20 protein-coding genes are annotated in these 24,848 nt (G+C 70.1%); 2 read left to right on the top strand and 18 right to left on the bottom strand.

Annotation, left to right across the window (positions count from 1 at the left end; all coding sequences use genetic code 11):
* Positions 1-2 precede the first annotated feature (2 nt).
* Positions 3-596, bottom strand: coding sequence for a signal peptidase II (gene lspA, locus ACP4E5_RS32430; RefSeq protein WP_425834930.1), 594 nt, complete (start codon positions 594-596; stop codon positions 3-5).
* Positions 597-693: 97 nt separating this feature from the next.
* Complete coding sequence (locus tag ACP4E5_RS32425; protein ID WP_425834928.1) at positions 694-1,665, bottom strand: TraR/DksA family transcriptional regulator; 972 nt, start codon at positions 1,663-1,665, stop codon at positions 694-696.
* A gap of 627 nt (positions 1,666-2,292) precedes the next feature.
* Here ACP4E5_RS32425 and ileS point away from each other — a divergent pair.
* Positions 2,293-5,436 (top strand): isoleucine--tRNA ligase, encoded by a 3,144-nt coding sequence (ileS, locus tag ACP4E5_RS32420; RefSeq protein ID WP_425834926.1) that lies wholly within the window; start codon positions 2,293-2,295, stop codon positions 5,434-5,436.
* A gap of 241 nt (positions 5,437-5,677) precedes the next feature.
* On the opposite strand, the gene ACP4E5_RS32415 is transcribed toward ileS, so the two are convergent.
* From ACP4E5_RS32415 to rsmH, 16 genes are all read right to left on the bottom strand, one after another.
* Complete coding sequence (locus ACP4E5_RS32415; protein WP_425834924.1) at positions 5,678-6,838, bottom strand: DivIVA domain-containing protein; 1,161 nt, start codon at positions 6,836-6,838, stop codon at positions 5,678-5,680.
* Positions 6,839-6,884: 46 nt separating this feature from the next.
* A complete protein-coding gene (locus ACP4E5_RS32410; RefSeq protein ID WP_425834922.1) occupies positions 6,885-7,181 on the bottom strand; it encodes a YggT family protein in 297 nt (98 codons plus the stop codon).
* Positions 7,182-7,257: 76 nt separating this feature from the next.
* Positions 7,258-7,911: a cell division protein SepF gene (locus ACP4E5_RS32405; RefSeq protein WP_425834920.1), complete on the bottom strand. Its 654-nt coding sequence runs from the start codon at positions 7,909-7,911 to the stop codon at positions 7,258-7,260.
* A gap of 126 nt (positions 7,912-8,037) precedes the next feature.
* On the bottom strand, positions 8,038-8,766 hold the full coding sequence (locus ACP4E5_RS32400) for a YggS family pyridoxal phosphate-dependent enzyme (RefSeq protein ID WP_425834918.1): 729 nt from the start codon (positions 8,764-8,766) through the stop codon (positions 8,038-8,040).
* A 6-nt stretch (positions 8,767-8,772) separates the two neighbouring features.
* Entirely contained in the window at positions 8,773-9,513 is a 741-nt protein-coding gene (gene pgeF, locus ACP4E5_RS32395; protein ID WP_425834916.1) for a peptidoglycan editing factor PgeF, read from the bottom strand.
* A 45-nt stretch (positions 9,514-9,558) separates the two neighbouring features.
* Complete coding sequence (ftsZ, locus tag ACP4E5_RS32390) at positions 9,559-10,806, bottom strand: cell division protein FtsZ (protein ID WP_425834914.1); 1,248 nt, start codon at positions 10,804-10,806, stop codon at positions 9,559-9,561.
* 298 nt (positions 10,807-11,104) lie between these two features.
* Entirely contained in the window at positions 11,105-11,908 is an 804-nt protein-coding gene (locus ACP4E5_RS32385) for a cell division protein FtsQ/DivIB (RefSeq protein WP_425834912.1), read from the bottom strand.
* 29 nt (positions 11,909-11,937) lie between these two features.
* Positions 11,938-13,026 (bottom strand): undecaprenyldiphospho-muramoylpentapeptide beta-N-acetylglucosaminyltransferase, encoded by a 1,089-nt coding sequence (gene murG / locus ACP4E5_RS32380; protein WP_425834910.1) that lies wholly within the window; start codon positions 13,024-13,026, stop codon positions 11,938-11,940.
* A 6-nt stretch (positions 13,027-13,032) separates the two neighbouring features.
* Positions 13,033-14,361, bottom strand: coding sequence for a putative lipid II flippase FtsW (ftsW, locus tag ACP4E5_RS32375; RefSeq protein ID WP_425834908.1), 1,329 nt, complete (start codon positions 14,359-14,361; stop codon positions 13,033-13,035).
* 91 nt (positions 14,362-14,452) lie between these two features.
* A complete protein-coding gene (gene murD / locus ACP4E5_RS32370) occupies positions 14,453-15,886 on the bottom strand; it encodes a UDP-N-acetylmuramoyl-L-alanine--D-glutamate ligase (RefSeq protein ID WP_425834906.1) in 1,434 nt (477 codons plus the stop codon).
* Positions 15,868-16,941 (bottom strand): phospho-N-acetylmuramoyl-pentapeptide-transferase, encoded by a 1,074-nt coding sequence (gene mraY, locus ACP4E5_RS32365; RefSeq protein WP_425834904.1) that lies wholly within the window; start codon positions 16,939-16,941, stop codon positions 15,868-15,870. Before mraY ends, murD begins: the two co-directional genes overlap by 19 nt.
* The gene (locus ACP4E5_RS32360) at positions 16,941-18,356 is read right to left on the bottom strand and encodes a UDP-N-acetylmuramoyl-tripeptide--D-alanyl-D-alanine ligase (protein ID WP_425834902.1); all 1,416 of its coding nucleotides are present in this window, start codon (positions 18,354-18,356) and stop codon (positions 16,941-16,943) included. The genes mraY and ACP4E5_RS32360 overlap by 1 nt, the downstream gene beginning before the upstream one ends.
* A gap of 4 nt (positions 18,357-18,360) precedes the next feature.
* A complete protein-coding gene (locus ACP4E5_RS32355; RefSeq protein WP_425834900.1) occupies positions 18,361-19,908 on the bottom strand; it encodes a UDP-N-acetylmuramoyl-L-alanyl-D-glutamate--2,6-diaminopimelate ligase in 1,548 nt (515 codons plus the stop codon).
* 190 nt (positions 19,909-20,098) lie between these two features.
* Positions 20,099-22,141 carry a peptidoglycan D,D-transpeptidase FtsI family protein gene (locus tag ACP4E5_RS32350; RefSeq protein WP_425834898.1) on the bottom strand — a complete coding sequence of 681 codons (2,043 nt, stop codon included), beginning with the start codon at positions 22,139-22,141 and terminating at the stop codon, positions 20,099-20,101.
* A 4-nt stretch (positions 22,142-22,145) separates the two neighbouring features.
* Positions 22,146-22,709 carry a cell division protein FtsL gene (gene ftsL / locus ACP4E5_RS32345; RefSeq protein ID WP_425834896.1) on the bottom strand — a complete coding sequence of 188 codons (564 nt, stop codon included), beginning with the start codon at positions 22,707-22,709 and terminating at the stop codon, positions 22,146-22,148.
* A gap of 36 nt (positions 22,710-22,745) precedes the next feature.
* Positions 22,746-23,702, bottom strand: coding sequence for a 16S rRNA (cytosine(1402)-N(4))-methyltransferase RsmH (gene rsmH / locus ACP4E5_RS32340; protein ID WP_425834894.1), 957 nt, complete (start codon positions 23,700-23,702; stop codon positions 22,746-22,748).
* A 380-nt stretch (positions 23,703-24,082) separates the two neighbouring features.
* On the opposite strand from rsmH, the gene ACP4E5_RS32335 reads away from it, so the two are divergent.
* The gene (locus ACP4E5_RS32335) at positions 24,083-24,700 is read left to right on the top strand and encodes a beta-class carbonic anhydrase (RefSeq protein ID WP_425834892.1); all 618 of its coding nucleotides are present in this window, start codon (positions 24,083-24,085) and stop codon (positions 24,698-24,700) included.
* The last annotated feature ends 148 nt before the right edge of the window (positions 24,701-24,848 follow it).

Genomic DNA, 24,848 nt, shown 5'->3' with positions numbered 1-24,848 from the left:
GCTCAGTCCTTGTGGACGGTCCCGTCCGGGTCGATGCCGCGGAAGGACAGCAGCACGATCAGGATGCCGCCGCACACGATCGCCGAGTCGGCGAGGTTGAACACCGGGTAGTGCTTGGGCGCGATGAAGTCCACCACCGCGCCCTCGAAGACGCCCGGCGCCCGGAAGATCCGGTCCGTGAGGTTGCCGAGCGCCCCGCCGAGCAGCAGGCCGAGGGCGATCGCCCAGGGCGTGCTGTAGAGCTTCCGGGCGAGCCGGGCGATCACGACGATCACGGCGGCCGCGATCAGGGTGAAGATGATCGTGAAGGCCTCGCCGATGCCCCAGGCGGCACCCGGATTCCTGATCACTTCGAGCTGGAGCCAGTCACCGATGATGTGGATGGCGTCGCGGTGCTCCAGCTTCGCCACCACGATCAGCTTGCTGCCCAGGTCCAGGATGTACGCGAGCGCGGCCACGGCGAACAGCACGGCGATCCGCCGCCTGCCCCTCGGCCGGTCCTGGACCTGCTCGTCGACCTCATCGGGCCGCTCCGGCTCGGCTGCCCCCGCATCCGGGGAATCCGGCGTACCGATGATGCGCTCCGCCTCTGCCACGTGAGTCCCTCAACCTAGTACCTGACTGAGGACGAGAGTACGGCACGCGGGGCCGCGCCCCCATGGGCCGGTGCCCGTGCGCGGGCGCGGCCGTCGCTCAGTAGCGGCGCTCCTGCTTCTGCTTGCACTCGACGCACAGGGTCGCGCGCGGGAACGCCTGCATGCGCGCCTTACCGATCGGGTTCCCGCAGTTCTCGCAGAGCCCGTACGTCCCCGCGTCCAGGCGCTCCAGGGCCCGCTCGGTCTGGAGCAGCATCTCCCGCGCGTTGGCGGCGAGCGACATCTCGTGCTCACGGGTGATGTTCTTGGTGCCGGTGTCCGCGTCGTCGTCGCCGGCCCCGTCCCCGGAGTCGCGCATCAGCCCCGCGAGGCCCTCCTCCGCGGCGGCGATCTCGTGCCCGAGCCGCAGCACCTCGCTCTGCAGCTCGGCGCGCGCCTCCTCGGCCTCCTCCGGGGTCCAGGGATCCTCGCCCGGGCGGACGGCCAGCTCACCGGCTTCGGCGGTGCCGCGCGCCTTGGGGACCGCGCCCGGCTTCTTGGTCGCCGTGGCCGTGCCCTGAGTCTTCTTCGCAACCACTGTCGTGGCTCCCGTCGTCTTCGCGGCCTCGGCCGCGTCCTCGGCCGCGGAGGCGACCGTCTTCTTCGCGCCCTTGCGCCCGCCGGCCCGGCCGGCGCCGTCCGCCTTCTCCCCCGTCCCCTCGGCGTGCGTACCCGTCTTCCCCACGCCCGGATCCTTGTCCTCCGCCTTCGCGGCCGCGCTCGACGTGGCCGCGGTCTTCTTCTTGGCCGCGGCGGCCGCCTTGCCCGTGGTCGTCTTCTTGGCCGTGCTCCTGCTCGCGCTCTTCGCCGGCGCCGCCTTCTTGGCCGTGGCCTTCTCCGGTGCCTTGGTCGTGGCCTTCTTCGCTGCCGTCTTCGTGGTCGTGGCCTTCGCACTCGTCTGCTTGCGGGCCGTCGTGTGCGCCGCGGCGGTCGACTTCTTCTTGCCGGTGGGCGTCTCCTTCGGGGAGGCCGCCGCGCCCGTGGTTCTCCCGGACTCCGACTGCTGAACGGCGGTCTTCTTCGCCACCATGGTCGCGGCCCCTTCACAATTTGTGATCTTGCTCGCGAATCGTGCTGGGACGATAAATCGACTCCGGGCCCGCGGCAACGGGGCGCACCACGGGGCCAGGCCCCGCGCGACGGTCCCGTGACCGACCCGCGACGAACCTGCAAGCGTTGTGCCCAGCTCCCCGCTTGGTAATCCGCCGGTGTCCCGTACGCCCCCGGACCACCCGGCGACCGGCGAGGATCGGACAGCCGGCGTATGGCCATTCGGGTCACCCGACGCACCCGCGCCCCGCCCGCCCGGGCCCCCGCGAAAACCGGTCGGCCGACCCCTCCCGGGCGCCGTACACTGGGCGGAGCGAGAAGCGTGGATGGGGCCGAGTAGCGGCGTACGCAGCCAAGAGCGAACCGGGGACGGTGGAAGCCCGGCGGCGAGCGCGACGCGAAGATCACCCCGGAGCCGCCGGAAGAACGCCGCAGCGCACAGCCCGCGGCCAGTAGACCCGGCATCGCGACCCCAATGAGGGGGCTCACCGGAGCGCACCACGCCCCGGCGGGCCAAGGAGGGTGGTACCGCGGGAGCGCGCCGCACACGGCGCAGCAGCCTCTCGTCCCTCCGACGGAAGAAGGCAGATCCGCCGGAGGAAGACTGATGACGCAGTACCGCCAGGTGCCCGCCCAGGTCGACCTGCCCGCCCTCGAGCACGCGGTGCTCGACTTCTGGCGCGAGCAGAAGATCTTCGCCAAGACCCTGGAGCAGTCCGAGGGACGCCCCGAGTGGGTGTTCTACGAGGGCCCGCCGACGGCCAACGGCATGCCGGGCGCCCACCACATCGAGGCCCGCGTCTTCAAGGACGTGTTCCCCCGGTTCCGCACGATGCGCGGCTACCACGTGGCCCGCAAGGCGGGCTGGGACTGTCACGGCCTCCCGGTGGAGCTGGCGGTCGAGAAGGAGCTCGGCTTCAGCGGCAAGAAGGACATCGAGGCGTACGGCATCGCCGAGTTCAACGCCAAGTGCCGCGAGTCCGTGACCCGGCACACCGACGCCTTCTCCGACCTGACGACCCGCATGGGGTACTGGGTCGACCTCGACGACGCGTACCGGACGATGAATCCGGAGTACGTCGACTCGGTCTGGTGGTCGCTGAAGGAGATCTTCAACAAGGGCCTGCTGGTCCAGGACCACCGCGTCGCCCCCTGGTGCCCGCGCTGCGGCACCGGCCTCTCCGACCACGAGCTGGCGCAGGGCTACGAGACGGTCGTCGACCCCTCGGTCTTTGTCCGCTTCCCGCTCACCTCCGGTCCGCTGGCGGGTCAGGCCTCGCTCCTGGTGTGGACGACGACCCCGTGGACCCTGGTGTCCAACACGGCCGTCGCGGCGCACCCCGACGTGACGTACGTCGTCGCCACCAACGGCGAGGAGAAGCTCGTCGTCGCCGAGCCGCTCGTCGAGAAGGCGCTCGGCGAGGGCTGGGAGACGACCGGCGAGTCCTTCACCGGCGCGGAGATGGAGCGCTGGAAGTACCAACGTCCGTTCGAGCTGGTGGAGTTCCCGGAGGAGCCGGAGGCCCACTACGTCGTCAACGCCGAGTACGTGACGACCGAGGACGGTACGGGTCTGGTCCACCAGGCCCCCGCCTTCGGTGAGGACGACCTCAAGGTCTGCCGCTCGTACGGCATGCCGGTCGTGAACCCGGTCATGCCCGACGGCACCTTCGAGGAGGGCCTCGGCCTGGTCGGCGGCGTCTTCTTCAAGAAGGCCGACGAACAGCTGACCGAGGATCTGAAGAACCGCGGTCTGCTCTTCAAGCACCTCCCGTACGAGCACAGCTACCCGCACTGCTGGCGCTGCCACACGGCGCTGCTGTACTACGCGCAGCCGTCCTGGTACATCCGCACCACGGCCATCAAGGACCGTCTCCTTCAGGAGAACGAGGGCACCAACTGGTTCCCGGAGACGGTCAAGCACGGCCGCTTCGGCGACTGGCTGAACAACAACATCGACTGGGCGCTGTCCCGCAACCGCTACTGGGGCACCCCGCTGCCGATCTGGCGCTGTGAGGAGAACCACCTCACCTGCGTCGGCTCGCGCGAGGAGCTGTCCGAGCTGACCGGCACGGACCAGTCGTCCCTCGACCCGCACCGCCCGTACATCGACGACGTCACGTTCACGTGCACCCACGAAGGCTGCGCGCTGCCGGCCGTCCGCGTGCCTGAGGTCATCGACGCCTGGTACGACTCGGGCTCCATGCCGTTCGCGCAGTGGGGCTACCCGTACAAGAACAAGGAACTGTTCGAGTCCCGCTACCCGGCGCAGTTCATCTCCGAGGCCATCGACCAGACGCGCGGGTGGTTCTACACCCTCATGGCGGTCGGCACCCTGGTCTTCGACAAGTCGTCGTACGAGAACGTGGTCTGCCTCGGCCACATCCTCGCCGAGGACGGCCGCAAGATGTCCAAGCACCTGGGCAACACGCTGGACCCGATCCCGCTGATGGACCGTCACGGCGCGGACGCGGTGCGCTGGTTCATGGCGGCCGGCGGCTCCCCGTGGGCGGCCCGTCGCGTCGGCCACGGCACCATCCAGGAGGTCGTCCGCAAGACGCTCCTCACGTACTGGAACACGGTCGCCTTCCAGGCCCTGTACGCGCGTACGTCGCAGTGGGCGCCGAGCGAGGCGGACCCGGCCCCGGCCGACCGCACGGTGCTCGACCGCTGGCTGCTGTCCGAGCTGCACCAGCTCACGGACGAGGTCACCACGTCCCTCGAGGCGTACGACACCCAGCGCGCCGGCAAGCTGCTCTCCGCGTTCGTCGACGACCTCTCCAACTGGTACGTGCGTCGCTCGCGCCGCCGTTTCTGGCAGGGCGACAAGGCCGCGCTGCGCACCCTGCACGACGTGGTGGTGACGATCACTCAGCTGATGGCGCCGCTCACGCCGTTCATCGCGGAGCGGGTGTGGCAGGACCTGGTCGTGCCGGTCACTCCGGACGCCCCGGAGTCGGTGCACCTGTCCTCGTGGCCCGAGGCCGACCGCGCGGCGATCGACCCGGAGCTGTCGACGCAGATGGCGCTGGTCCGCCGTCTCGTGGAGCTCGGTCGCGCCACGCGCGCGGAGTCGGGGGTCAAGACCCGCCAGCCGCTCTCGCGCGCGCTGGTCGCGGCGACGGGCTTCGCCGGGCTCTCCCCCGAGCTCCAGGCGCAGATCACGGAGGAGCTGAACGTCTCCTCCCTGGCCTCGCTCTCGGACGTCGGCGGCAGCCTGGTGGACACCACCGCCAAGGCGAACTTCCGGGCGCTCGGCAAGCGGTTCGGCAAGCGCGTCCAGGACGTGGCGAAGGCGGTCGCGAACGCGGACGCCGCGGCGCTCTCCCTGGCCCTGCGCGAGGGGAACGCCTCGGTGGAGGTCGACGGCGAGAAGATCGACCTCGCCCCGGATGAGGTCATCATCACGGAGACCCCGCGCGAGGGCTGGTCCGTGGCCTCGGACTCCGGCGCCACGGTGGCGCTCGACCTGGAGCTCACGGAGGAGCTGCGGCAGGCCGGCCTGGCCCGTGACGCGATCCGCCTGATCCAGGAGGCCCGCAAGAACAGCGGCCTGGACGTGGCGGACCGGATCGCCCTGCGCTGGACGTCCACGGACCCGGCGGTGATCTCGGCCCTGTCCGAGCACGCGGAACTGATCGCCGACGAGGTCCTCGCCACGGACTTCGCCCAGACCGAGCCCGACGACACGTACGGCTCCGCCTTCACGGACGAGGGCCTGAGCCTGTCCTTCGCCCTCCGCAAGGTGTAGCCGCCCAGGGGCAGAGCCCCGAGACCGGACGACCGCAACGATCCACGCCCGAAGGGGCGTCTCGCCAGAAACGTTTCTGGCGAGACGCCCCTTCGGCGTTTCGTACCCCCTACGCACACCTGACCGCCCACCCCACCGGCACGCAAAAGGCCTTGGCCCGGATCGCAGAAACGATCCGGGCCAAGGCCTGAATGAATGCCGACGCCTAGCTACTACCAGGCGCTACGAGCACACGCGCCGCTCAGTTGTCGTCCTCGTCGATGAGGAAGCCACGCATCGGCGACGGGGCCTGACCCATCGGCGACGGACCCTGCGGCCGCACCGGAGCCATCGGCTGCGTCATCGCGGGCGACATCTGCTGCTGGCCACCGCCGTACGACGGACCGCCGTTCTGCTGGTTGCCACCCATCGACTGGTTGCCACCGTAGGACGGCGCACCCGCACCGGCCGGAGCCATGGAAGGCGCCGGGGACGGCGGCAGGCTCGCGGTCGCGGGGGTACGCGGCGGAGCGAGCGAGTCGTCGGCCTGCGTCTCCAGCTGGCGCAGCTGCGACTCCAGGTACGACTTCAGACGCGTGCGGTACTCGCGCTCGAAGCCGCGCAGGTCCTCGACCTTGCGCTCCAGCGTGGCGCGGGCGGACTCCAGGGAGCCCATCGCGACGCGGTGCTTCTCCTGCGCGTCCCGCTCCAGGGCGTCGGCCTTGGCACGGGCGTCACGCTCAAGACCCTCGGCACGGCTGCGCGCCTCGCCGACGATCTTGTTCGCCTCGGAGCGGGCCTCGGCGATCGCCTGGTCGGCGGTCTGCTGAGCCAGCGAGAGGACACGGGCGGCGCTGTCGCCACCGGGGCCCTGACCGGGCTGCGGCATCTGCGGGCCACCGTGGCCGCCCATGGGGCCGCCCATCGGGCCGCCCAGCTGCGGCTGCTGGCCCATCGGCCCCTGGCCCATCGGGCCGGGACCCTGCTGGCCGCCCTGCGGACCGTGTCCACCAGGACCGGCCGGCAGCTGCGGCGCACCGCTCGGCAGCTGGGGCGGGCCGCCCATGGGGCCGCCCATCTGCTGCTGCGGCGGGCCCGATATACCCGCGGGCACCGGGGCGCCCGGGCCTCGCATGCCCTGCGGGGGACCCTGCTGGTCCTGCGGACCCTCGGGTCCACCCGGACCGCCGGGGCCACCAGGCCCACCGGGGCCCTTGCGCATGCCGCCCTGCTGCTGGTTCTGCGCGGCGGCGCGCGTGGCTGCGGCGAGCTTCGCGCGCAGGTCTTCGTTCTCTCGGAGAAGACGGGTCAGTTCGGCTTCGACCTCATCGAGGAAGGCATCGACCTCGTCCTCGTCATAGCCTTCTCGGAGGCGGACGGTCGTGAACTGTTTGTTCCGCACGTCCTCGGGGGTCAACGGCATCTCTTCACCTCAACGTTGTCGTCGGCATTCGGCAAGACCGTATCGTTCACAGTCGCATCCCGACGTTCTGCACGATCGAGATCAGGACCCAGACGATGATCATCAGTACGAAGAAGGACAGGTCGAGCGCCACGCCCCCGAGACGCAGCGGCGGAATGAACCGCCGCAGAAGCTTGAGCGGTGGATCAGTGACAGTGTAGGTGGCCTCCAGAACGACCACCATCGCCTTGCCGGGTTGCCACGAGCGGGCGAACTGGAAGACGTAGTCCATGACCAGCCGGAAGATCAGCACGATGAGGAAACACATCAGCGCGACGTAGAGCACCTGCAAAACCACGCCCATCTCGGCGGTTCCCTCTCCCCTGTGTCTCGTGCCTCGTGACTGGCTGGTTACCAGTCGTCGAACTCTTTGCTGCGTCTCAGCTCTGGTTGAAGAACCCGCCCTCTGCGATACGGGCCTTGTCCTCCGCCGTGACATCGACGTTAGCAGGCGACAACAGGAACACCTTCTGTGTCACTCGCTCGATGCTCCCGTGAAGACCGAACACAAGACCGGCGGCAAAGTCGACAAGTCGCTTCGCGTCGGTGTCGTCCATCTCCGTCAGATTCATGATCACCGGGGTGCCCTCACGGAAGTGTTCCCCGATGGTACGGGCCTCGTTGTAGGTCCGGGGGTGCAAAGTGGTGATGCGGTAGGGCTCCCGCTCGGACACAACCTTGGGCATGATCACCGGTGCGTTCTTCTCCAGGCTCTGACGTTCAGGTGTGATGGATGCCACGGGGGCGATTCGTGCCGGACGTCCGGAATCGGCGGCGAGCGGGGCGGCTTGGCGCACCGGCTCACGCTGAGCCGGAGGCTGCACTACTCTGACCGATTCCTCCACATCCGTCGCACCATGGGAGTTGTGCGACTGATGCGACGGCTCGTGCCGATCGTGTCGTCGAGGGGCACGCTCGGGCTCCGGGTCGAGTTCGGGCTCGAAGTCGTCATCGGGGTCGAACCCCCGGCCGTCGTACCCATCGTCCTCCACGAGGCCGAGGTAGACCGCCATCTTGCGCATCGCGCCGGCCATTCTCTGAGTCCTCCGCTCTGTGGTGGATCGGCTGACGTCAACCAAAGTGCCCGCGATCCACGTGGCCTCCCCGCCCATCAGCGAGAATGACCATATTTTCTGCTGTGGTCCGACTTCTTCGCGACGTTACCCGAGCCGGGGTCGGACACCCAGGACCGCGGTACCGACGCGCACATGTGTCGCTCCGGCCGCCACGGCCTGCTCGAGGTCCGAACTCATCCCTGCCGAGACCATGTTCGCAGCCGGATGGGCCGCGCGCAGGGCAGTCGACAAATCCATGAGCCGCTCGAACGCCGCCTGTTGCCGCCCCGCGTACTCCCCGGTGAGCGGCGCGACGGTCATCAGTCCGTCGAGCCGCAAACCCGGGGCCTCGGCAACGCGCGCGGCCAACTCCTCCACTCCGCCGGGGCCGACGCCCCCGCGCTCCCCCCGACCGTCCGCACCGGCGTCGAGCGCGACCTGGATCAGACACCCCAGTTCGCGTTCGGCCCGCACGGCTTCCTTGGAGAGCGCCGTGACGAGCCTGCCCCGGTCGACGGACTGCACCAGACCGGCGTAACTCGCCACGGAACGGACCTTGTTGGTCTGAAGCTGACCGACAAAGTGCCAAGTAAGCGGCAGATCCGAGCATTCCGCGGCCTTGGGCGCCGCGTCCTGGTCCCGGTTCTCCGCCACGTGCCGCACCCCGAGCCCGGACAGGATCCGCACATCGCTCGCGGGATAGGTCTTGGTGACCACGATGAGGGTCACGTCGTCCCGCTTGCGCCCGGCCGCCGCGCAGGCCGTGGTGATACGTTCCTCCACCGTGGCCAGGTTCGCGGCGAGCTCCGCCGTACGTTCCTGAAGGTTCGTCATGTCGTCTCAGTCCAGCCAGACATAGCCGGCGAGTCGGCCGGTGGCCTTGTCGCGGCGGTACGAGAAGTGATCGTGCGACTCAAGTGTGCACACCGGCGACCGCTCCCGGTCACGCACCCCGAGCCGCTCCAGCTGTGCGTGCACACCGGCGGTCACATCGACGGCCGGAGTGCCCCAGCTGGTCTCGGCGTACGCGGCCGGTTCCACCGCCGCGACCTCGGCCCGCATCTCGGCCGGCACCTCGTAGCAGCGCCCGCAGACCGCGGGCCCCGTGCGGGCGATGATCCGGGCCGGGTCCGCGCCCCGCTCCACCATGGCGCGGACCGCGGCCGGCACCACTCCGGCGACCATGCCGGGGCGTCCCGCGTGCGCGGCGGCGACGACCCCGGCGACCGGGTCGGCGAGCAGAACGGGGGTGCAGTCCGCGGTGAGCACGGCGAGCGCGAGCCCGCGCCGCGTGGTGACGAGGGCGTCGACGCACGGAATGTTGGCTTCGGTGGGCCAGGGCCCGTCCACCACCGCCACATCGGGGCCGTGCACCTGGTTCATCCACACGACACGGGAGGCGTCGATCCCGAGTGCCTGGGCTGCCAGTTCCCGGTTGCGCAGCACGGCTTCGGAGTCGTCGCCGACGGCGCCGCCGAGATTGAGCTCCTCGTACGGAGCGGCGCTCACCCCGCCCCACCGGTCGGTGAAGGCGAAGTGCGCGCCACTCTCGGAAGACACTGTGTGGTGTTGTCCTGTCACTGCGGTGATCCGACCTGCTCCACGATCACGTTCAGGCTCACGTGACTACTTCAGGAAGTCCGGCACGTCGAGCTCCTCGGCCTGGCTGTCCGGGTAAGACGGCCGGGGAACCTGCGGCGGGGCGGCCGGGGCCGACGGTGCCTCGTTCGCCGGGGCGGGCGCCTCGACCGGCGGGGCCGGGGTCGGCGTCTGCGGCTGGGACTCCTCGCGCTGGGTGACGCTGCCGAGGTTGCCGAAGGACGGACGCGCGGGCTCGGGGGCCGGCGTCGAAGGCCGCGCCGGCGTCGCCGGCTCGTCACGCTTGGCGGTCGACGAACCGACCACGTTGTCCCGCTTGTTCGGCGGCTGTCCACCGTCGAAGCCGGCGGCGATGACGGTGACCCGGACCTCGTCCCCGAGCGCGTCGTCGATGACGGCGCCGAAGATGATGTTCGCCTCGGGGTGGGCCGCCTCGCTGACCAGCTGCGCGGCCTCGTTGATCTCGAAGAGACCGAGGTCCGAGCCTCCGGAGATGGACAGCAGCACGCCGCGGGCGCCGTCGATGGACGCCTCGAGGAGCGGCGAGGAGATCGCCATCTCGGCGGCGGCCACCGCGCGGTCGTCGCCGCGGGCGGAGCCGATGCCCATCAGGGCCGAACCCGCCTCGGACATCACGGACTTCACGTCCGCGAAGTCGAGGTTGATGAGCCCCGGGGTGGTGATGAGGTCGGTGATGCCCTGGACACCGGAGAGCAGGACCTGGTCCGCCGACTTGAAGGCGTCGAGGACGGAGACCTGCCGGTCCGAGATGGACAGGAGCCGGTCGTTCGGGATGACGATGAGGGTGTCGACCTCTTCGCGGAGTTCGGCGATGCCGTCCTCCGCCTGGTTGGCCCGGCGCCGGCCCTCGAAGGTGAACGGCCGTGTGACCACACCGATCGTGAGGGCGCCGAGCGAGCGCGCGATGTTGGCCACGACGGGTGCGCCGCCGGTGCCGGTGCCGCCACCTTCACCGGCGGTGACGAAGACCATGTCGGCCCCCTTGAGGACCTCCTCGATCTCCTCGCGGTGGTCCTCGGCCGCCTTGCGTCCGACGCCCGGATTGGCTCCGGCGCCGAGTCCGCGGGTGAGTTCACGGCCGACGTCGAGCTTGACGTCCGCGTCGCTCATCAACAGGGCTTGCGCATCGGTGTTGATGGCGATGAACTCGACGCCCTTGAGACCGACCTCGATCATCCGGTTGATGGCATTGACACCACCGCCGCCGACACCGATGACTTTGATGACTGCGAGGTAGTTCTGCGGTGCTGCCACGTCGAAGGCCTCTCGCCTCGAGTTACGTGTCGCCGCCTCGCGTTCAACGGTGCGACGACTGATGCCGAATTGGGGCGGTCCGGACTACTAGTTGACTACTAGTCGACTGCCGACCCGAACCCTAACGCTGAAGTTTAGGGTTACCAGTGTGTCTGTTTCCTGGACTCTTCCGAACCTGACACTAAGTCGACAAGTGGCGCCCGTTCAACGAACACGCCGAACCTCCCGTTTTTCTTTTCACCCTATGTGATCAGCCGTGTCGATGCCCAACCAGGGTGCTGGCCTGCATCGATGTGCGTCAACTCCCGGACGCGGCAGGGGCCGTGGGAACACTCACGTCCAAGTGCCTGGCCTTCGGGGAGGCTTTCATGAGAGCGGTGAGAGTACGTGCCTTCGTGTCACCCTGCTCGGCACTTCCCCAGGAGACGGCCCGCCCGCCGGACAGCTCCAGCGAGATGTCGTCGTACGAACGGACCTTGACGGTCCGCGTGTCGCGCGCGACCGGCTTCGGGAGCTGCCCGGCGACCCGCACCGCTTCGCGTACGAGCCGGTCGGGGCCGAAGCGCCGCAGGCTTGCCTCGGCGCCGCCCTGATCGGGCGTCAATTCGAGGAGGGGAACGCCCTTCAGGGGCTTGTCGACCGTCGCGAAGCGAACGCCTTCGCGGTCGACTTCGACGAACTTGTCTGAATTTCCGCCGTCTTCGACAATCAGCACCGGCTTGCGTTCCGTCACTTTCAGCCCGATTCCGTGCGGCCATGAACGGACCACATCAACCGAGTCGATCCGGGGCAATTTCCGGCGCAGCCGGTCCTCAATGGCGTCCGTGTCGACGGAGATCAGCGGGGCGCCGACCGGCACGGCGGCCGCGTCGCGGACCTGAGACGGCGTCAGGACCCGGGTGCCGGAAGGCTTGACGCGCTCCACGCGCAGCCACGGCGAGCCGTACAGCAGCCAGGTGCCGCCCGCGCCGAGCAGCACGAGCAGCACTCCGGTCACGACAAGGGTGCGCACGCTCGGCATGCGCACCCATCCCGCGGCGGGGGGCGGCTCGGACGTTTCGGACGACTCTCGTTCGCGGTCCGTGGTGGTGGGTCCGGCCACTGTCCCCTGCCCTTACATTCGTCTGCTCACTAACGACGCGAGTTGATCGCCTCGTACACCATCCCGACGAGCAGGTCGTCGGCGTCCCTGCGGCCGAACTCGGCGGCGGCGCGGGACATCTCGTACAGCCGGTGCGGGTCGGCGAGCACGGGCAGGACATGGGCCTGGACCCACTCGGGGGTCAGCTCCGCGTCGTCGACCAGCAGACCGCCGCCGGCCTTGACCACCGGCTGGGCGTTGAGCCGCTGTTCACCGTTGCCGATGGGCAGCGGGACGTACGCGGCCGGGAGCCCGACGGCGGAGAGTTCGGCGACGGTCATCGCGCCCGCGCGGCAGAGCATCATGTCGGCCGCGGCGTACGCGAGGTCCATCCGGTCCACGTACGGTACCGGGATGTACGGGGGCATCCCCGGCATCTGCTGGACCTGCGGCAGTTCGTTCTTGGGGCCGACCACGTGCAGCACCTGGATGCCGGACCGCTGGAGCAGCGGCGCGACGCGCGTGACGACCTCGTTCAGGTGGCGGGCGCCCTGGGAGCCGCCGGAGACGAGCAGCGTCGGCAGGTTCGGGTCGAGGCCGAACGCGGCGCGCGCCTCGGGCCGCTTCTGCGCCCGGTCGAGCAGGGCGATGGTGCGGCGCAGCGGGATGCCGATGTAGCGCGAGTTGCGCAGCTTGCTGTCGGGCGAGGAGACCGCGACCTGCGCCGCGTACCGCGAACCGATCTTGTTGGCCAGGCCCGGCCGCGCGTTGGCCTCGTGCACCACGATCGGCACGCCGAGCCGCTTGGCCGCGAGGTAGCCGGGCAGCGCGACGTATCCGCCGAAGCCGACGACCGCGTCCGCCTTGGTGCGCTCCATGACCTGCTCGGCCGCCTTGATGGTGCCGCGCAGCCGGCCGGGAACCGTGATCAGTTCCGGCGTGGGCTTGCGCGGCAGCGGTACGGCGGGGATCAGCGCCAGGTCGTAGCCGCGCTCCGGCACGAGACGGGTCTCAAGGCCTCGTTCCGTGCCCAGGGCCGTGATGCCCACGGTCGGGTCCTGCCTGCGCAGGGCGTCCGCGAGGGCGAGCGCCGGCTCGATGTGGCCGGCGGTCCCCCCACCGGCGAGTACGACATGCACCGAAATTCACCGCTCTCTGGACGGGCGTGCCGAGGCACGCCGTCGCATCGTGTTCCATCTCATCCCCCGGGCTCCCGGGCTCCGCCGCATGGCGAGGGCCGCCCGCGCCGCCGGCTCGTCCCGCGCGAACGCGATAAGGAGACCCACGGCGAACATGGTCGGGAGCAGTGCGGACCCCCCGTACGAGAACAGCGGGAGCGGGACTCCGGCGATCGGCAGCAGGCCGAGCACCGCACCGATGTTGACCACGGCCTGTGCCGTGATCCACGTCGTCACGCCTCCCGCGGCATAGCGAACGAAGGGGTCCTCCGTGCGTCCGGCCACGCGGATACCCGCATAGCCTAGAGCCGCGAACAGGGCGAGCACCGACAGCGTCCCCGCCAGGCCCAGTTCCTCACCGGTGACGGCAAAGATGAAGTCGGTGTGCGCTTCGGGGAGTTGTCCCCATTTTTCCACACTCGCTCCGAGACCGGAACCGAAGAGTCCGCCGGAGGCCAGTGCGTAGATCCCGTGCAGCCCCTGCCAGCACATGTCGCCGGGTCCCGCGTCGGCGCTGCCCAGGCAGGCGAGGCGTGCCATGCGGTTCGGGCTGGTCTTGATGAGGAGCAGGCCGATCACGGCGGCCACCGACAGCACGCCCACGAAGAGCCGCGTCGGCGCCCCGGCCGTCCACAGCAGGCCGAAGAGGATCGCGGTCAGCAGGATCGCGGTGCCCATGTCGCCGCCGAGCATGATCAGCCCGAGCAGCAAGAAGGCCACCGGAACGAGCGGCACCAGCATGTGCTTCCACTGGGTCAGCAGCCGCTTGTCGTGCTTGCGCGCCAGCAGGTCCGCGCCCCAGAGGATCAACGCCAGCTTCCCGAACTCGCTGGGCTGGAGCATGAAGGGGCCGCCGAGCGAGATCCAGTTCTGGTTGCCGTTGATCGACACCCCTATCCCCGGCACCTGCACGAGGACCATGAGGAAGACGCTGACGGCGAGTATCGGGTAGGCGAGCGCGCGGTGCAGTTTCACCGGCATCCGCATCGCGATGAGCAGCAGGACGCCGCCGATGACGGCCGCGACGAACTGCTTCTTGAAGAAGTACGAGCTGGACAGGCCCATCTGCAGCGCCGTGATCATCGACGCGGAGTAGACCATCACGAGGCCGAGGACCGTGAGCAGCAGCGCGGCCCCGATGATCAGGTAGTACGCCGTGAGCGGCCGGTCCCAGGCGCGCTTCGCCTGGGCGTACAGGCGGCGCACCGGGTTGACCCGGGCCCGGTAGACCTTGCTGGTCCTCCGCGGCGGTGCGGCGGGGCGCCCGGTCGTGCGGGGAGGACTGCTACCGGCCATGACCGTCCCCCACCGATGAGCCGTACGTCTGCGCTGCCACGTTCCCCTCCCGAAGGGTGCCCGGCGTCACCGGGCGCCCTCTCGAGCCCCGTCAGACGCTGGTGGCGCCCAGTTCGCGGACCGCTTCCGCGAACGCCTCGCCACGCTTGTTGTAGTTCGTGAACATGTCCATCGACGCGCAGGCCGGGGCCATCAGCACGGTGTCCCCCGTGCGGGCGAGCCGCGCGGCCTCCTGGACCGCCGCCGACATCGCCCCAGTGTCGGTCCGGTCGAGGTCGACGACCGGTACTTCCGGTGCGTGTCGCTGCAGGGCTTCACGGATCAGGGCCCGGTCCGCGCCGATCAGGACGACGCCGCGCAGCCGCTTCGCGGCGCCCGTCACCAGCTCGTCGAAGGTGGCGCCCTTGGCGAGCCCGCCCGCGATCCACACGATGGACTCGTAACTGGCCAACGACGCCTGGGTGGCATGGGTGTTGGTCGCCTTGGAGTCGTCCACGTACGCGACGCCGTCCACGTCGGCGACGTGCTCGATGCGGTGGGCGTCGGGGCGGAAGTTCCGCAGACCCTCGCGTACGGCCTGGGGCTCGACGCCGAAGGCGCGGGCGAGGGCCGCCGCGGCGAGGGCGTTGGCGATGTTGTGCGGGGCCGGCGGGTGGACGTCGGAGACCTCGGCGAGCTCCTGGGCGTTCTTCTGCCGGTTCTCCACGAAGGCGCGGTCGACCAGGATGCCGTCCACGACGCCGAGTTCGGAGGGGCCGGGCGTGCCGAGCGTGAAGCCGATGGCGCGGCAGCCCTCCTCGACGTCGGCCTCGACGACCAGGTCCTCGGTCGCCTTGTCCGCGACGTTGTAGACGCAGGCGACCTGATTGCCCTCGTAGATACGGCCCTTGTCGGCGGCGTACGCCTCCATGGAGCCGTGCCAGTCGAGGTGGTCGGGCGCGAGGTTCAGGACGGCGCCGGAGTGGGCGCGCAGCGAGGGCGCCCAGTGCAGCTGGTACGAGGACAGCTCGACGGCGAACACGTCGTAGGCGTCGTCGCCTTCACGTACGACGTCGATGATCGGCGTACCGATGTTGCCGACGGCGGCCGTGCGCAGGCCCGCCGCCTCCAGGATCGACGCGAGCATCTGCGTCGTCGTGGTCTTGCCGTTGGTACCGGTGATCGCGAGCCAGGGCGCGGCGTTCGGGCCGCGCAGGCGCCAGGCGATCTCCACGTCGCCGACGACGTCGACGCCGGCCGCCGCGGCCTCCGCGAACAGGGGCGAGGAGGGCTTCCAGCCGGGCGAGGTGACGACGAGTTCGGTGCCCTCGGGCAGCGTGGTCGAGTCCCCGAGCTGGACGGAGATCCCCTCTTCTTTAAGAAGAGCCGCCTTTTCGCGGTGGACCTCGCTGTCGCCGCCGTCCACGACGGTCACCGACGCGCCGAGGCCGGCCAGGGCGCGGGCGGCACTGATGCCGCTCACGCCGAGACCGGCGACGGTGATGTTCAACCCCTGCCAGGTGGAGGTCACTTCTTGGCTGCCCATCCTGCGTAGAAGAGGCCGAGTCCGACGATCACGCACATGCCCTGGATGATCCAGAACCGGACCACGACAAGGACTTCGGACCACCCCTTGAGTTCGAAGTGGTGCTGCAACGGCGCCATCTTGAAGACGCGCTTGCCGGTCATCTTGAAGGAGCCGACCTGGATCACGACGGACATGGTGATCAGGACGAACAGGCCGCCGAGGAGGGCGATCAGGAGCTCCGTACGGGAGCAGATCGCGAGGCCCGCGAGGGCGCCGCCGAGGGCGAGGGAGCCGGTGTCACCCATGAAGATCTTGGCGGGCGAGGTGTTCCACCACAGGAAGCCGAAACATGCGCCCATCAAGGCCGATGCGACCACCGCCAGGTCGAGTGGGTCTCTGACCTCGAAACACGCCCCTGGGTTGGTGAGCGTCTGCGCGTTGGCGCAGGACTCCTGGAACTGCCAGACACCGATGAAGGTGTACGCGCCGAAGACCATCACGGAGGCGCCGGTGGCGAGGCCGTCGAGGCCGTCCGTCAGGTTCACGCCGTTCGACATCGCGAGGATCATGAACAGCGCCCAGACCACGAACAGGACCGGGCCGATCGACCAGCCGAAGTCCTCCACGAAGGAGAGCTTGGTGGAGGCGGGCGTATTGCCGCGCACATCGGCGAACTGCAGTGAGATCACGGCGAAGGCGATGCCGACGATCAGCTGTCCGGCCATCTTCGCCTTGGCTCTGAGGCCGAGGGAGCGCCGCTTGACGATCTTGATGTAGTCGTCGAGGAAGCCGACGAGCCCCATGCCCGCCATCAGGCCGAGCACGAGCAGACCCGACAGGGTCGGCGTGGCGCCGGTGATCAGCTTGCTGAGGAAGTACGCGATGAGGGTCGCCAGGATGAAGGCGATACCACCCATGGTCGGCGTGCCGCGCTTGCTGTGGTGCTCGCGCGGGCCGTCGTCACGGATGAACTGGCCGTAGCCCTTGCGCGCAAGGAGCTTGATCAGCAGCGGCGTTCCCGCGAGCGTCAGGAAGAGCCCGATGACGCCCGCGAACAGGATCTGCTTCATCATCAGGCATCAACCCCACCCTGCACGTCCGCGAGCAGCGCCTGTGCCACGCTCTCCAGACCCACCGACCTGGATGCCTTCACGAGCACGACGTCTCCCGGGCGCAGCTCGCTGCGCAGCAGGTCGATCGCCGCCTGTGCGTCGGACACGTGCACCGACTCCTCACCCCACGAACCCTCGTTATAGGCGCCCAGTTGCATCCAGGACGCTTCCCTGCCCCCGACTGCAACGAGCTTGCTGACGTTGAGCCGGACGGCGAGCCGTCCGACGGCGTCGTGCTCGGTCAGCGACTCGTCGCCGAGCTCGGCCATCTGCCCGAGCACCGCCCACGTCCGACCACCCTTTGCCCGTAGGGCCCCGCCCATGGCCACCAGCGCGCGCAGCGCCGCTCGCATGGACTCGGGGTTCGCGTTGTAGGCGTCGTTGACGATCGTGACGCCGTCCGAGCGCTCGGTGACCTCCATCCGCCAGCGGGACAGGTTGCCCGCCTCGGAGAGCGCGAGGGCGATCTCCTCCACGGACATGCCAAGGTCATGGGCGACGGCGGCCGCGGCGAGCGCGTTCGACACGTGGTGCTCACCGTACAGGCGCAAGGTCACTTCGCTGCACCCGGAGGGTGTGTGCAGGCTGAAGGCGGGCTGTCCGGTCTCCGTGAGCCGGACATTCTCGGCGCGTACGTCGGCGCTCTCGGCCTCTCCGAAGAAGAGCACCTTGGCCTTCGTGCGCGAAGCCATGGCGCGCACCAGCGGGTCGTCCGCGTTGAGGATCGCGGTGCCGTCGGCGGGGAGGGCCTCCACCAGTTCGCCCTTCGCCACCGCGATCTGCTCGCGGCCGCCGAACTCGCCGATGTGCGCGGTCCCGACGTTCAGGACGACCCCGACCTTCGGGGGCGTGAGGCCCGTCAGGTACGTGATGTGGCCGATGCCGCGGGCGCCCATCTCCAGGACGAGGAACTGCGTCTCGTCGGTGGCGGTGAGCGCGGTCAGCGGCAGGCCGATCTCGTTGTTGAACGAGCCGGGCGTGAAGACCGTGTCGGCCTTGCGGCGCAGCACCTGGGCGATCAGGTCCTTGGTGCTGGTCTTGCCGGCCGAGCCGGTGAGAGCCACAAGGGTGGCGCCGAGCCGCGCGACCACGTGCCGGGCGAGCGCGCCGAGCGCCGCCTGGACGTCGTCGACGACGATGGCGGGCACACCGACCGGGCGCGACGCCAGTACGGCGGCGGCCCCCTTGTCGACGACCTCGCGCGCGTAGTCGTGGCCGTCGACCCGCTCGCCCACGAAGGCGGCGAACAGGCTTCCCGGCTCGACCTTGCGCGAGTCGATGACGACCGGCCCGGTGACCCGGGCCTGCGGGTCCGGTATGTCGTACGTCTGCCCGCCGACGGCTGAGGCGATCTCGGCGAGGGAGAGGGCGATCACAACTTCATCCCTGGGTTTTCTGGTGGTCGACGGTGGCTGCGGCCGCCTCGATGGACGCGCGGAGGACCTGGCGGTCGTCGAACGGGCGGACCACACCGGCGATGTCCTGGCCCTGCTCGTGGCCCTTGCCCGCGATGAGCACCGTGTCACCGGGCTCGGCGCGCGCCACGGCCGCGGCGATGGCCGCGGCCCGGTCCTCGAACACGGCGACGTCGCCCCGCTCGTGGGCCGGTACGTCGGCTGCGCCCGCGAGCATCGTGGCGAGGATCGCGAGGGGGTCCTCGGAGCGCGGGTTGTCGGAGGTGAGGATGGCCGTGTCGGCGAACCGCGCCGCGGCCGCGCCCATCGGCATCCGCTTGGTCCTGTCGCGGTCGCCGCCGCAGCCGAGCACGATGTGCAGCTTGTTCTCGGTGACCTTGCGCAGCGCCCGGAGCACGGACTCCACGGCGTCGGTCTTGTGCGCGTAGTCGACGACGGCGAGGTACTTCTGGCCGGCCTCCACGCGCTCGAGGCGGCCGGGCACGCCGGGTACGGCGGCGACGCCGTCGGCCGCGGTCTGCGGGTCGATCCCGGCGACGGCGAGGGTGACGATCGCGGCGAGGGTGTTCGCGACGTTGAAGGGGCCCGCGAGCGGCGCCTTGGCGCTGATCCGCTCACCCTTGGGGCCGACGACGGTCAACGTCGAGTCGAACGGCCCGACTTCGACGTCCTCGGCGCGCCAGTCGGCGTCCGGGTGGCCCTCCGCGGAGAAGCTGACGACGGGGACCTCGGACTCGTCGATGAGCCGGCGCCCGTACTCGTCGTCGTAGTTCACGACGCCCTGTTTGCTGCGGGCCTTCGTGAACAGCTGTGCCTTCGCCTGGAAGTAGTCCTCCATGTCGGAGTGGAACTCCATGTGCTCCGGGCTCAGGTTGTTGAAGACCGCCACGTCGAAGACGCAGCCGTCGACCCGGCCGAGCACGAGGGCGTGGCTGGAGACCTCCATGGCGACGGCCTCGGTGCCGCGCTCGCGCATGACCGCGAACAGCGCCTGGAGATCGGTGGCTTCCGGAGTGGTGCGCTCGGACTTGATCCGCTCGTCGCCGATCCGCATCTCGACCGTGCCGATGAGGCCGGTGCTGCGGACCGTCCGGAGACCGCCCTCGATGAGGTACGCGGTGGTGGTCTTGCCGGACGTGCCGGTGATGCCGAGCTGGAGCAGGTCCTTGCCGGGGTGGCCGTAGATCGTCGCGGCCAGCTCGCCCATCCGGCCGCGCGGGTTGTCCACGACGAGCGGGACGAGTCCGGCCTCGGACACGCGCTCCCAGCCCGCCGGGTCGGTCAGCGCGGCGACGGCGCCGAGCGAGGCGGCCTGTGCGGCGAAGTCGGCGCCGTGCGCGCGGGCTCCTGGCAGGGCCGCGTACAGGTCGCCGGGGCGCACCGCACGGGAGTCGTGGGTGATGCCGGTGACCTCCACTGCGGCCCTGGGCGTGGAGACACCCAGTTGATCGGCGAGTTCCGCGAGGGGTGTGGCGGAGACCTCGACCGGTCGCGGCGGCCCGGGGTATGTCACGGGTGCGCCCTTCTGGGTGGTTTGGGACTGATCAGCGTGTGGCACGGCGTGAGCGTACCGGGCCCACCCCCCGCCGGGCGAAGCGAGGGGCGTGGCGCGGGGCGGTTCCCCGGATCGGAGGTGATGGCTGTCACGGCACCCTCACGGCTTGTGAGTGATCATGGTCACGGCCCGTCCTGGCTGGAAAACGTCACGGCTTGAACGTGACGGGAAGCCTGGCCGGCTTGTCGCCCGTGGGCGGGGTCTGAAGCGTCTTCAGGGCGAACTCCATGACCTTCTTGTAGATCGGGCCACAGATCTGGCCGCCGAAGTAGCCGCCCTTGGTGGCGTTCTGGATCGCGCAGTAGACCGTGACGCGCGGCTTGTCGGCGGGCGCGAAACCGGCGAACGACGACGTGTAGCCCTTGTAGCGGCCGGTGGCCGGATCCACGCGGTTGGCGGTGCCCGTCTTGCCCGCGACGCGGTAGCCCGGGATGCGCGCCTTCGCGCCCGTGCCCTCTTCGTCGTCGACCACGGACTCCAGCATCTGCGCGACGGTCTTGGCGGTCTTCTTGCTGACGACGCGGTTCTCCTTGGGCTTCGGCGCGGGCGTGAACCGCCCGTCGGGACCCTTGGTGCCGCGTACGAGGGTGGGCTGCACGCGTACGCCGCCGTTGGCGATGGTCGAGTACACGGACGCGGCCTGCATCGCGTTGATGGAGAAGCCCTGGCCGAACGGGATCGTGTACTGCTGCGACGTGGACCACTTGTCGGCGGGCGCGAGGATGCCGGACGTCTCGCCGGGGAAGCCGAGGCCGCTCTCCCGGCCGATGCCGAACTTGCGCAGGTACGAGTAGAGCTTCGCGTTGGCCTCCGGCTGCGTCTTGCCGAGCTGGCCCGTCGCCAGGATGGTGCCGATGTTGCTGGACTTGGCGAGCACGCCGTTGAGCGTGAGGTGCCAGGTCGGGTGGTCGACGTCGTCCTGGAAGAGGCGGTCGCCGCGGTGCAGCCGGTTGGGCACGGTGACGTGGGTCCCCGGCGTGGCCGCGTTCTCCTCCAGGACGGCCGACATCGACATGACCTTGGCGGTGGAGCCGGGCTCGTACGCGTCCTGGAGCGCGGCGTTGCCGAGGGCGGAGGCCTTGGCGTCCGCCAGGTCGTTCGGGTCGAAGCCGGGCGCGTTCGCCATGGCCAGGACCTCGCCGGTCTTGGTGTCCTGCACTATCACGTAGCCGCGGTCCGCCTTCGACTTCTTGACCTGCTCGTCGATCGCGTTCTGCGCGGCCCACTGGATGTCGCGGTCGATGGTCAGCTCGACGTCCGAGCCGGGGACCGCGGGCTGCTCTGTGCTGCCCGCCGTCGGTACCTGCTGTCCGCCGGACTGGGCGTAGCGGATCTTTCCGGGCTTGCCCGCGAGCTCCTTGTCGAGCTGCTGCTCCACGCCGCCGCCGCCCTTGCCGTCGGCGTTGACCCAGCCGAGGACGCCCGCGCCGAGGTCGCCGTTCGGGTAGACGCGCTTGCTGCTGGGGTCGGCGACCACGCCGGACAGCACGCTCGCGGTGCGGCCCGCGGCGTTCGCCTTCTCGTTCAGCGTGGTCCTGAGGTCCTTGATCTGCTTCCAGACCTGCGGCGTCTGGCGCGCGGCGAGCCGCACGTACCGCGTGTTCTTCGTCTTCAGCTTCTTGGTCAGCTCGGCGGCGTCGACGCCGATGATCGGCGAGAGGAGCGCCGCCGCCTGCTCCGGCGCGTCGTCGACCTTGGTGGCCTTCTTCGTGAACAGCGTCGGGTCGGCGGTGATGTCGTACGCGTCCACGCTCGCGGCGAGCTCGACGCCGCTGCGGTCCGTGATGCCACCGCGCTCGGCGGCGATCGAGTGGCTGACGTATCGGTTCAGCGAGGCCTTCGCCGCGTACGCGCTGGCGTCGACGCCCTGCACCTGGAAGAGGCGGACGACGAAGACCAGCAGGACCAGCGTGAGGCCGAGGCTGACCATGCGCAGGCGCGGCTTCGGGCTGCCGAGACGCAGCCGGGAGGCCGCCTTCTGCTTCGGTTTCGGCGGGGCGGGGCGGGGACGGCGGGTGGCCTGGCGCGGGGCGGGGCGGCCCTGTTGCGCGGACCTGGCCGCGGGCTTCGGCGCGGGCCTGGCGGGGCGCTTGGCCGCCCCCTTCGGGGTGGGCTTGGGCGCGGGCCGGCCGGTGCGCGGCGGGCGCGCGGGGCCTGGCACGCGGCGGCGCGGGGGCTCCCTGTCGGTCATGGCGTCACCTGCCGGTGCTCGAAGGGGAGGGCTCGACCGAGGAGTTCGGGCTCGCCGACTCGGAGGGTTTGGCGGAGGGGGACGTGCCGGCCGACGCGGACGGGCTCGCGGAGGGCGACGCGCTCGCGCTCGGGGTGGCCTCCCGCGTCTTCTTCGGCTCGACGCGGGGCGGGGCGGGCGGTCCGGCCGCCGGGCTCGGCATGCCCTTGACGGTGCCGTTCGGCTCCAGGAACGCCGGGTCGCCGCCGGGCACCATGCCGAGCCCGCGGGCGCGCCGCAGGAGGGCGTCGGGCGCCGAGTAGGAGTCGACGTCGCGCTGGAGTTCCTGCTCGTCGTCGGTGAGTTCGGTGGTCTGCTTCTTGAGCTTGGTGAGCTGGAACGAGCCTTCGTTGAGCGAGGAGTTCAGCATCAGGAGCGTGATGAGACCGCCGCCGAGGAGCAGCACGACGAGAAGGACGAACGGGGTACGTGCGGCCTGTGTGCCGCCGGACGGGCCGAGCGGGAGCAGCCGCGCAAGGCGGGCGGCCCTGTCGCGCAGCGCACCTTTCGAGCCACTGCTGGCGCTCATGACCACCCCTCCACGCGCGCGTACGTCACTCGGCCGTCACCCCTCGACATCCTCGCGGATGCGCTGCGCACCCCGCAGCCGTGCCGGAGCGGCCCGGCGGTTCTCCGCGACCTCTTCCTCCGTGGGGAGTTCGGCGCCGCGCGTGAGCAGCTTCAGCCGCGGCTGGTACTGCTCGGGGACGACCGGCAGTCCGGGCGGCGCCGTATTGCTCGCCCCGGCCGCGAACACCTGCTTGACCAGGCGGTCCTCGAGCGAGTGGTACGACAGGACGGCGATCCGGCCGCCGACGGCGAGCGACTTCACGGCCCCCGGGATCGCCCGCTCGAGCACGCTCAGCTCGCCGTTGACCTCGATGCGCAGGGCCTGGAAGGTGCGCTTGGCGGGGTTGCCGCCGGTGCGCTTGGCGGCCTGCGGCAGGGAGTCGCGGATCAGCTCGACGAGCCGGGCGCTGTTGCTGAACGGCTCCTTCTCGCGCTCCCGCACGATGGCCGAAACAATGCGCTTGGCCTGCTTCTCCTCGCCGTACTGGCGCAGGATCCGCACCAGTTCACCCGGCGGGTACGTGTTGAGCACCTCGGCGGCGCTCATCCCGGCCGACTGGTCCATGCGCATGTCGAGCGGCGCGTCCTGCGCGTACGCGAAGCCGCGGTCGGCCTCGTCGAGCTGCATGGAGGAGACGCCGAGGTCGAACAGGACGCCCTGCACCTTCGGGATGCCCAACCGGTCGAGGACCTCGGGCAGTTCGTCGTAGACGGCGTGCACGAGCGTGGCCCGGTCGCCGAAGGGCGCGAGGCGCTCGCCGGAAAGACGCAGCGCTTCCTTGTCGCGGTCGAGCGCGACGAGGCGGCACAAGGGGAACGTGGAGAGCAGCGCCTCACTGTGCCCGCCGAGGCCGAGCGTGCAGTCGACGACGACCGCGCCCGGCTGGGCAAGTGCCGGAGCCAACACGTCCAAGCAGCGTTGGAGCATGACCGGAACGTGTCGCTGGCTCAAAGGTCCCTCTCAGGTCCGGCGTGGAGGCGTACGCACTGCCGGGTCCCCGCCCGCTCGTGAAGGGGAAGGTGGTCCGTCGGCGCCGGGGAAGTGACGCCGACCGACCGGAGCGGGAGGAGGCCGAGCCGTACGTACGCGCCGCGCACGCGGGGAGCGTTCCGACAGGTGCCGGGACGGCGGTGCCGGGATCTCCGTGTTGCATCGTTGCGTGGTTATCTGGGGTCGGCGTCACTTTAGTCCACGGTGCCCCCCGGTCAATCAACCGGTCGACCAAGCGGACCGCGCGTCGCGGCCGCCACGGCCCGAAGCCGCGAATCGGGTGAATTCACCCGAGCGGCCGAGGTCGCACCCCTCTGTGGGTTCGCTCACAACAAGGCTCAATGATGTTCTTTGTCCGCTCTCACAGCGGGCCCCGACCAGGCTCGACGGCTACCGTCATAGTCATGACGACTTCTGCTCACCTCCCCTCTGGAGCCGCCTCCGAAGGCGCCATACCCGCCGACGGAAGCGTGATCGACCGCCTTGTCGACGCGAACGGGCGGTATGCCGCGGCGTTCACCGACCCCGGCATGGACGCGCGCCCCGTACTTCAGGTCGCGGTCGTCGCGTGCATGGACGCCCGCCTCGACCTGCACGCCGCCCTGGGCCTCGAGCTCGGCGACTGCCACACGATCCGCAACGCGGGCGGCGTCGTCACCGACGACGTGATCCGCTCCCTCACCGTCAGCCAGCGCGCGCTCGGCACCCGCAGCGTGGTCCTCATCCACCACAGCAACTGCGGCCTTGAGGGCCTGACCGAGGACTTCAGGACCGACCTGGAGATGGAGGTCGGCCAGCGCCCCACCTGGGCGGTCGAGGGCTTCCGCGATGTCGACCAGGACGTGCGCCAGTCCATCCAGAAGGTGCGCACCTCGCCGTTCCTGTTGCACACCGACGACGTCCGCGGATTTGTCTTCGATGTGAAGACGGGCTTGCTGCGGGAGATCGAGCCGGCCTGACAGCCGGTCCGAATGCGGTCGACTTTCCTCTCAAAGGGCTTCAAGCCCTGACATATCGCGGCCAGTTGTCCACAGGCGAGTGACACGAACCGGTAACGCAAACAAGAATGCGTGTGTGACATCCGCACGAGCGGCGAACATCTCGTGC

Origin of the sequence: Streptomyces fractus, from assembly GCF_049844455.1 — a bacterium.
Classification (GTDB): Bacteria; Actinomycetota; Actinomycetes; order Streptomycetales; family Streptomycetaceae; genus Streptomyces; species Streptomyces fractus.
Note: the sequence above shows the minus strand (reverse complement) of the source record. Positions and strands in the feature narration are given on the sequence as shown.

Coding starts and splice junctions, on each gene's coding strand:
- ACP4E5_RS32425 (WP_425834928.1), bottom strand. CDS start 1,665: ATGGTGGCGAAGAAGACCGCCGTTCAGCAGTCGGAGTCCGGGAGAACC.
- ileS (WP_425834926.1), top strand. CDS start 2,293: ATGACGCAGTACCGCCAGGTGCCCGCCCAGGTCGACCTGCCCGCCCTC.
- ACP4E5_RS32415 (WP_425834924.1), bottom strand. CDS start 6,838: ATGCCGTTGACCCCCGAGGACGTGCGGAACAAACAGTTCACGACCGTC.
- ACP4E5_RS32410 (WP_425834922.1), bottom strand. CDS start 7,181: ATGGGCGTGGTTTTGCAGGTGCTCTACGTCGCGCTGATGTGTTTCCTC.
- ACP4E5_RS32405 (WP_425834920.1), bottom strand. CDS start 7,911: ATGGCCGGCGCGATGCGCAAGATGGCGGTCTACCTCGGCCTCGTGGAG.
- ACP4E5_RS32400 (WP_425834918.1), bottom strand. CDS start 8,766: ATGACGAACCTTCAGGAACGTACGGCGGAGCTCGCCGCGAACCTGGCC.
- ftsW (WP_425834908.1), bottom strand. CDS start 14,361: ATGGCCGGTAGCAGTCCTCCCCGCACGACCGGGCGCCCCGCCGCACCG.
- murD (WP_425834906.1), bottom strand. CDS start 15,886: ATGGGCAGCCAAGAAGTGACCTCCACCTGGCAGGGGTTGAACATCACC.
- mraY (WP_425834904.1), bottom strand. CDS start 16,941: ATGATGAAGCAGATCCTGTTCGCGGGCGTCATCGGGCTCTTCCTGACG.
- ACP4E5_RS32350 (WP_425834898.1), bottom strand. CDS start 22,141: ATGACCGACAGGGAGCCCCCGCGCCGCCGCGTGCCAGGCCCCGCGCGC.
- ftsL (WP_425834896.1), bottom strand. CDS start 22,709: ATGAGCGCCAGCAGTGGCTCGAAAGGTGCGCTGCGCGACAGGGCCGCC.
- ACP4E5_RS32335 (WP_425834892.1), top strand. CDS start 24,083: ATGATGTTCTTTGTCCGCTCTCACAGCGGGCCCCGACCAGGCTCGACG.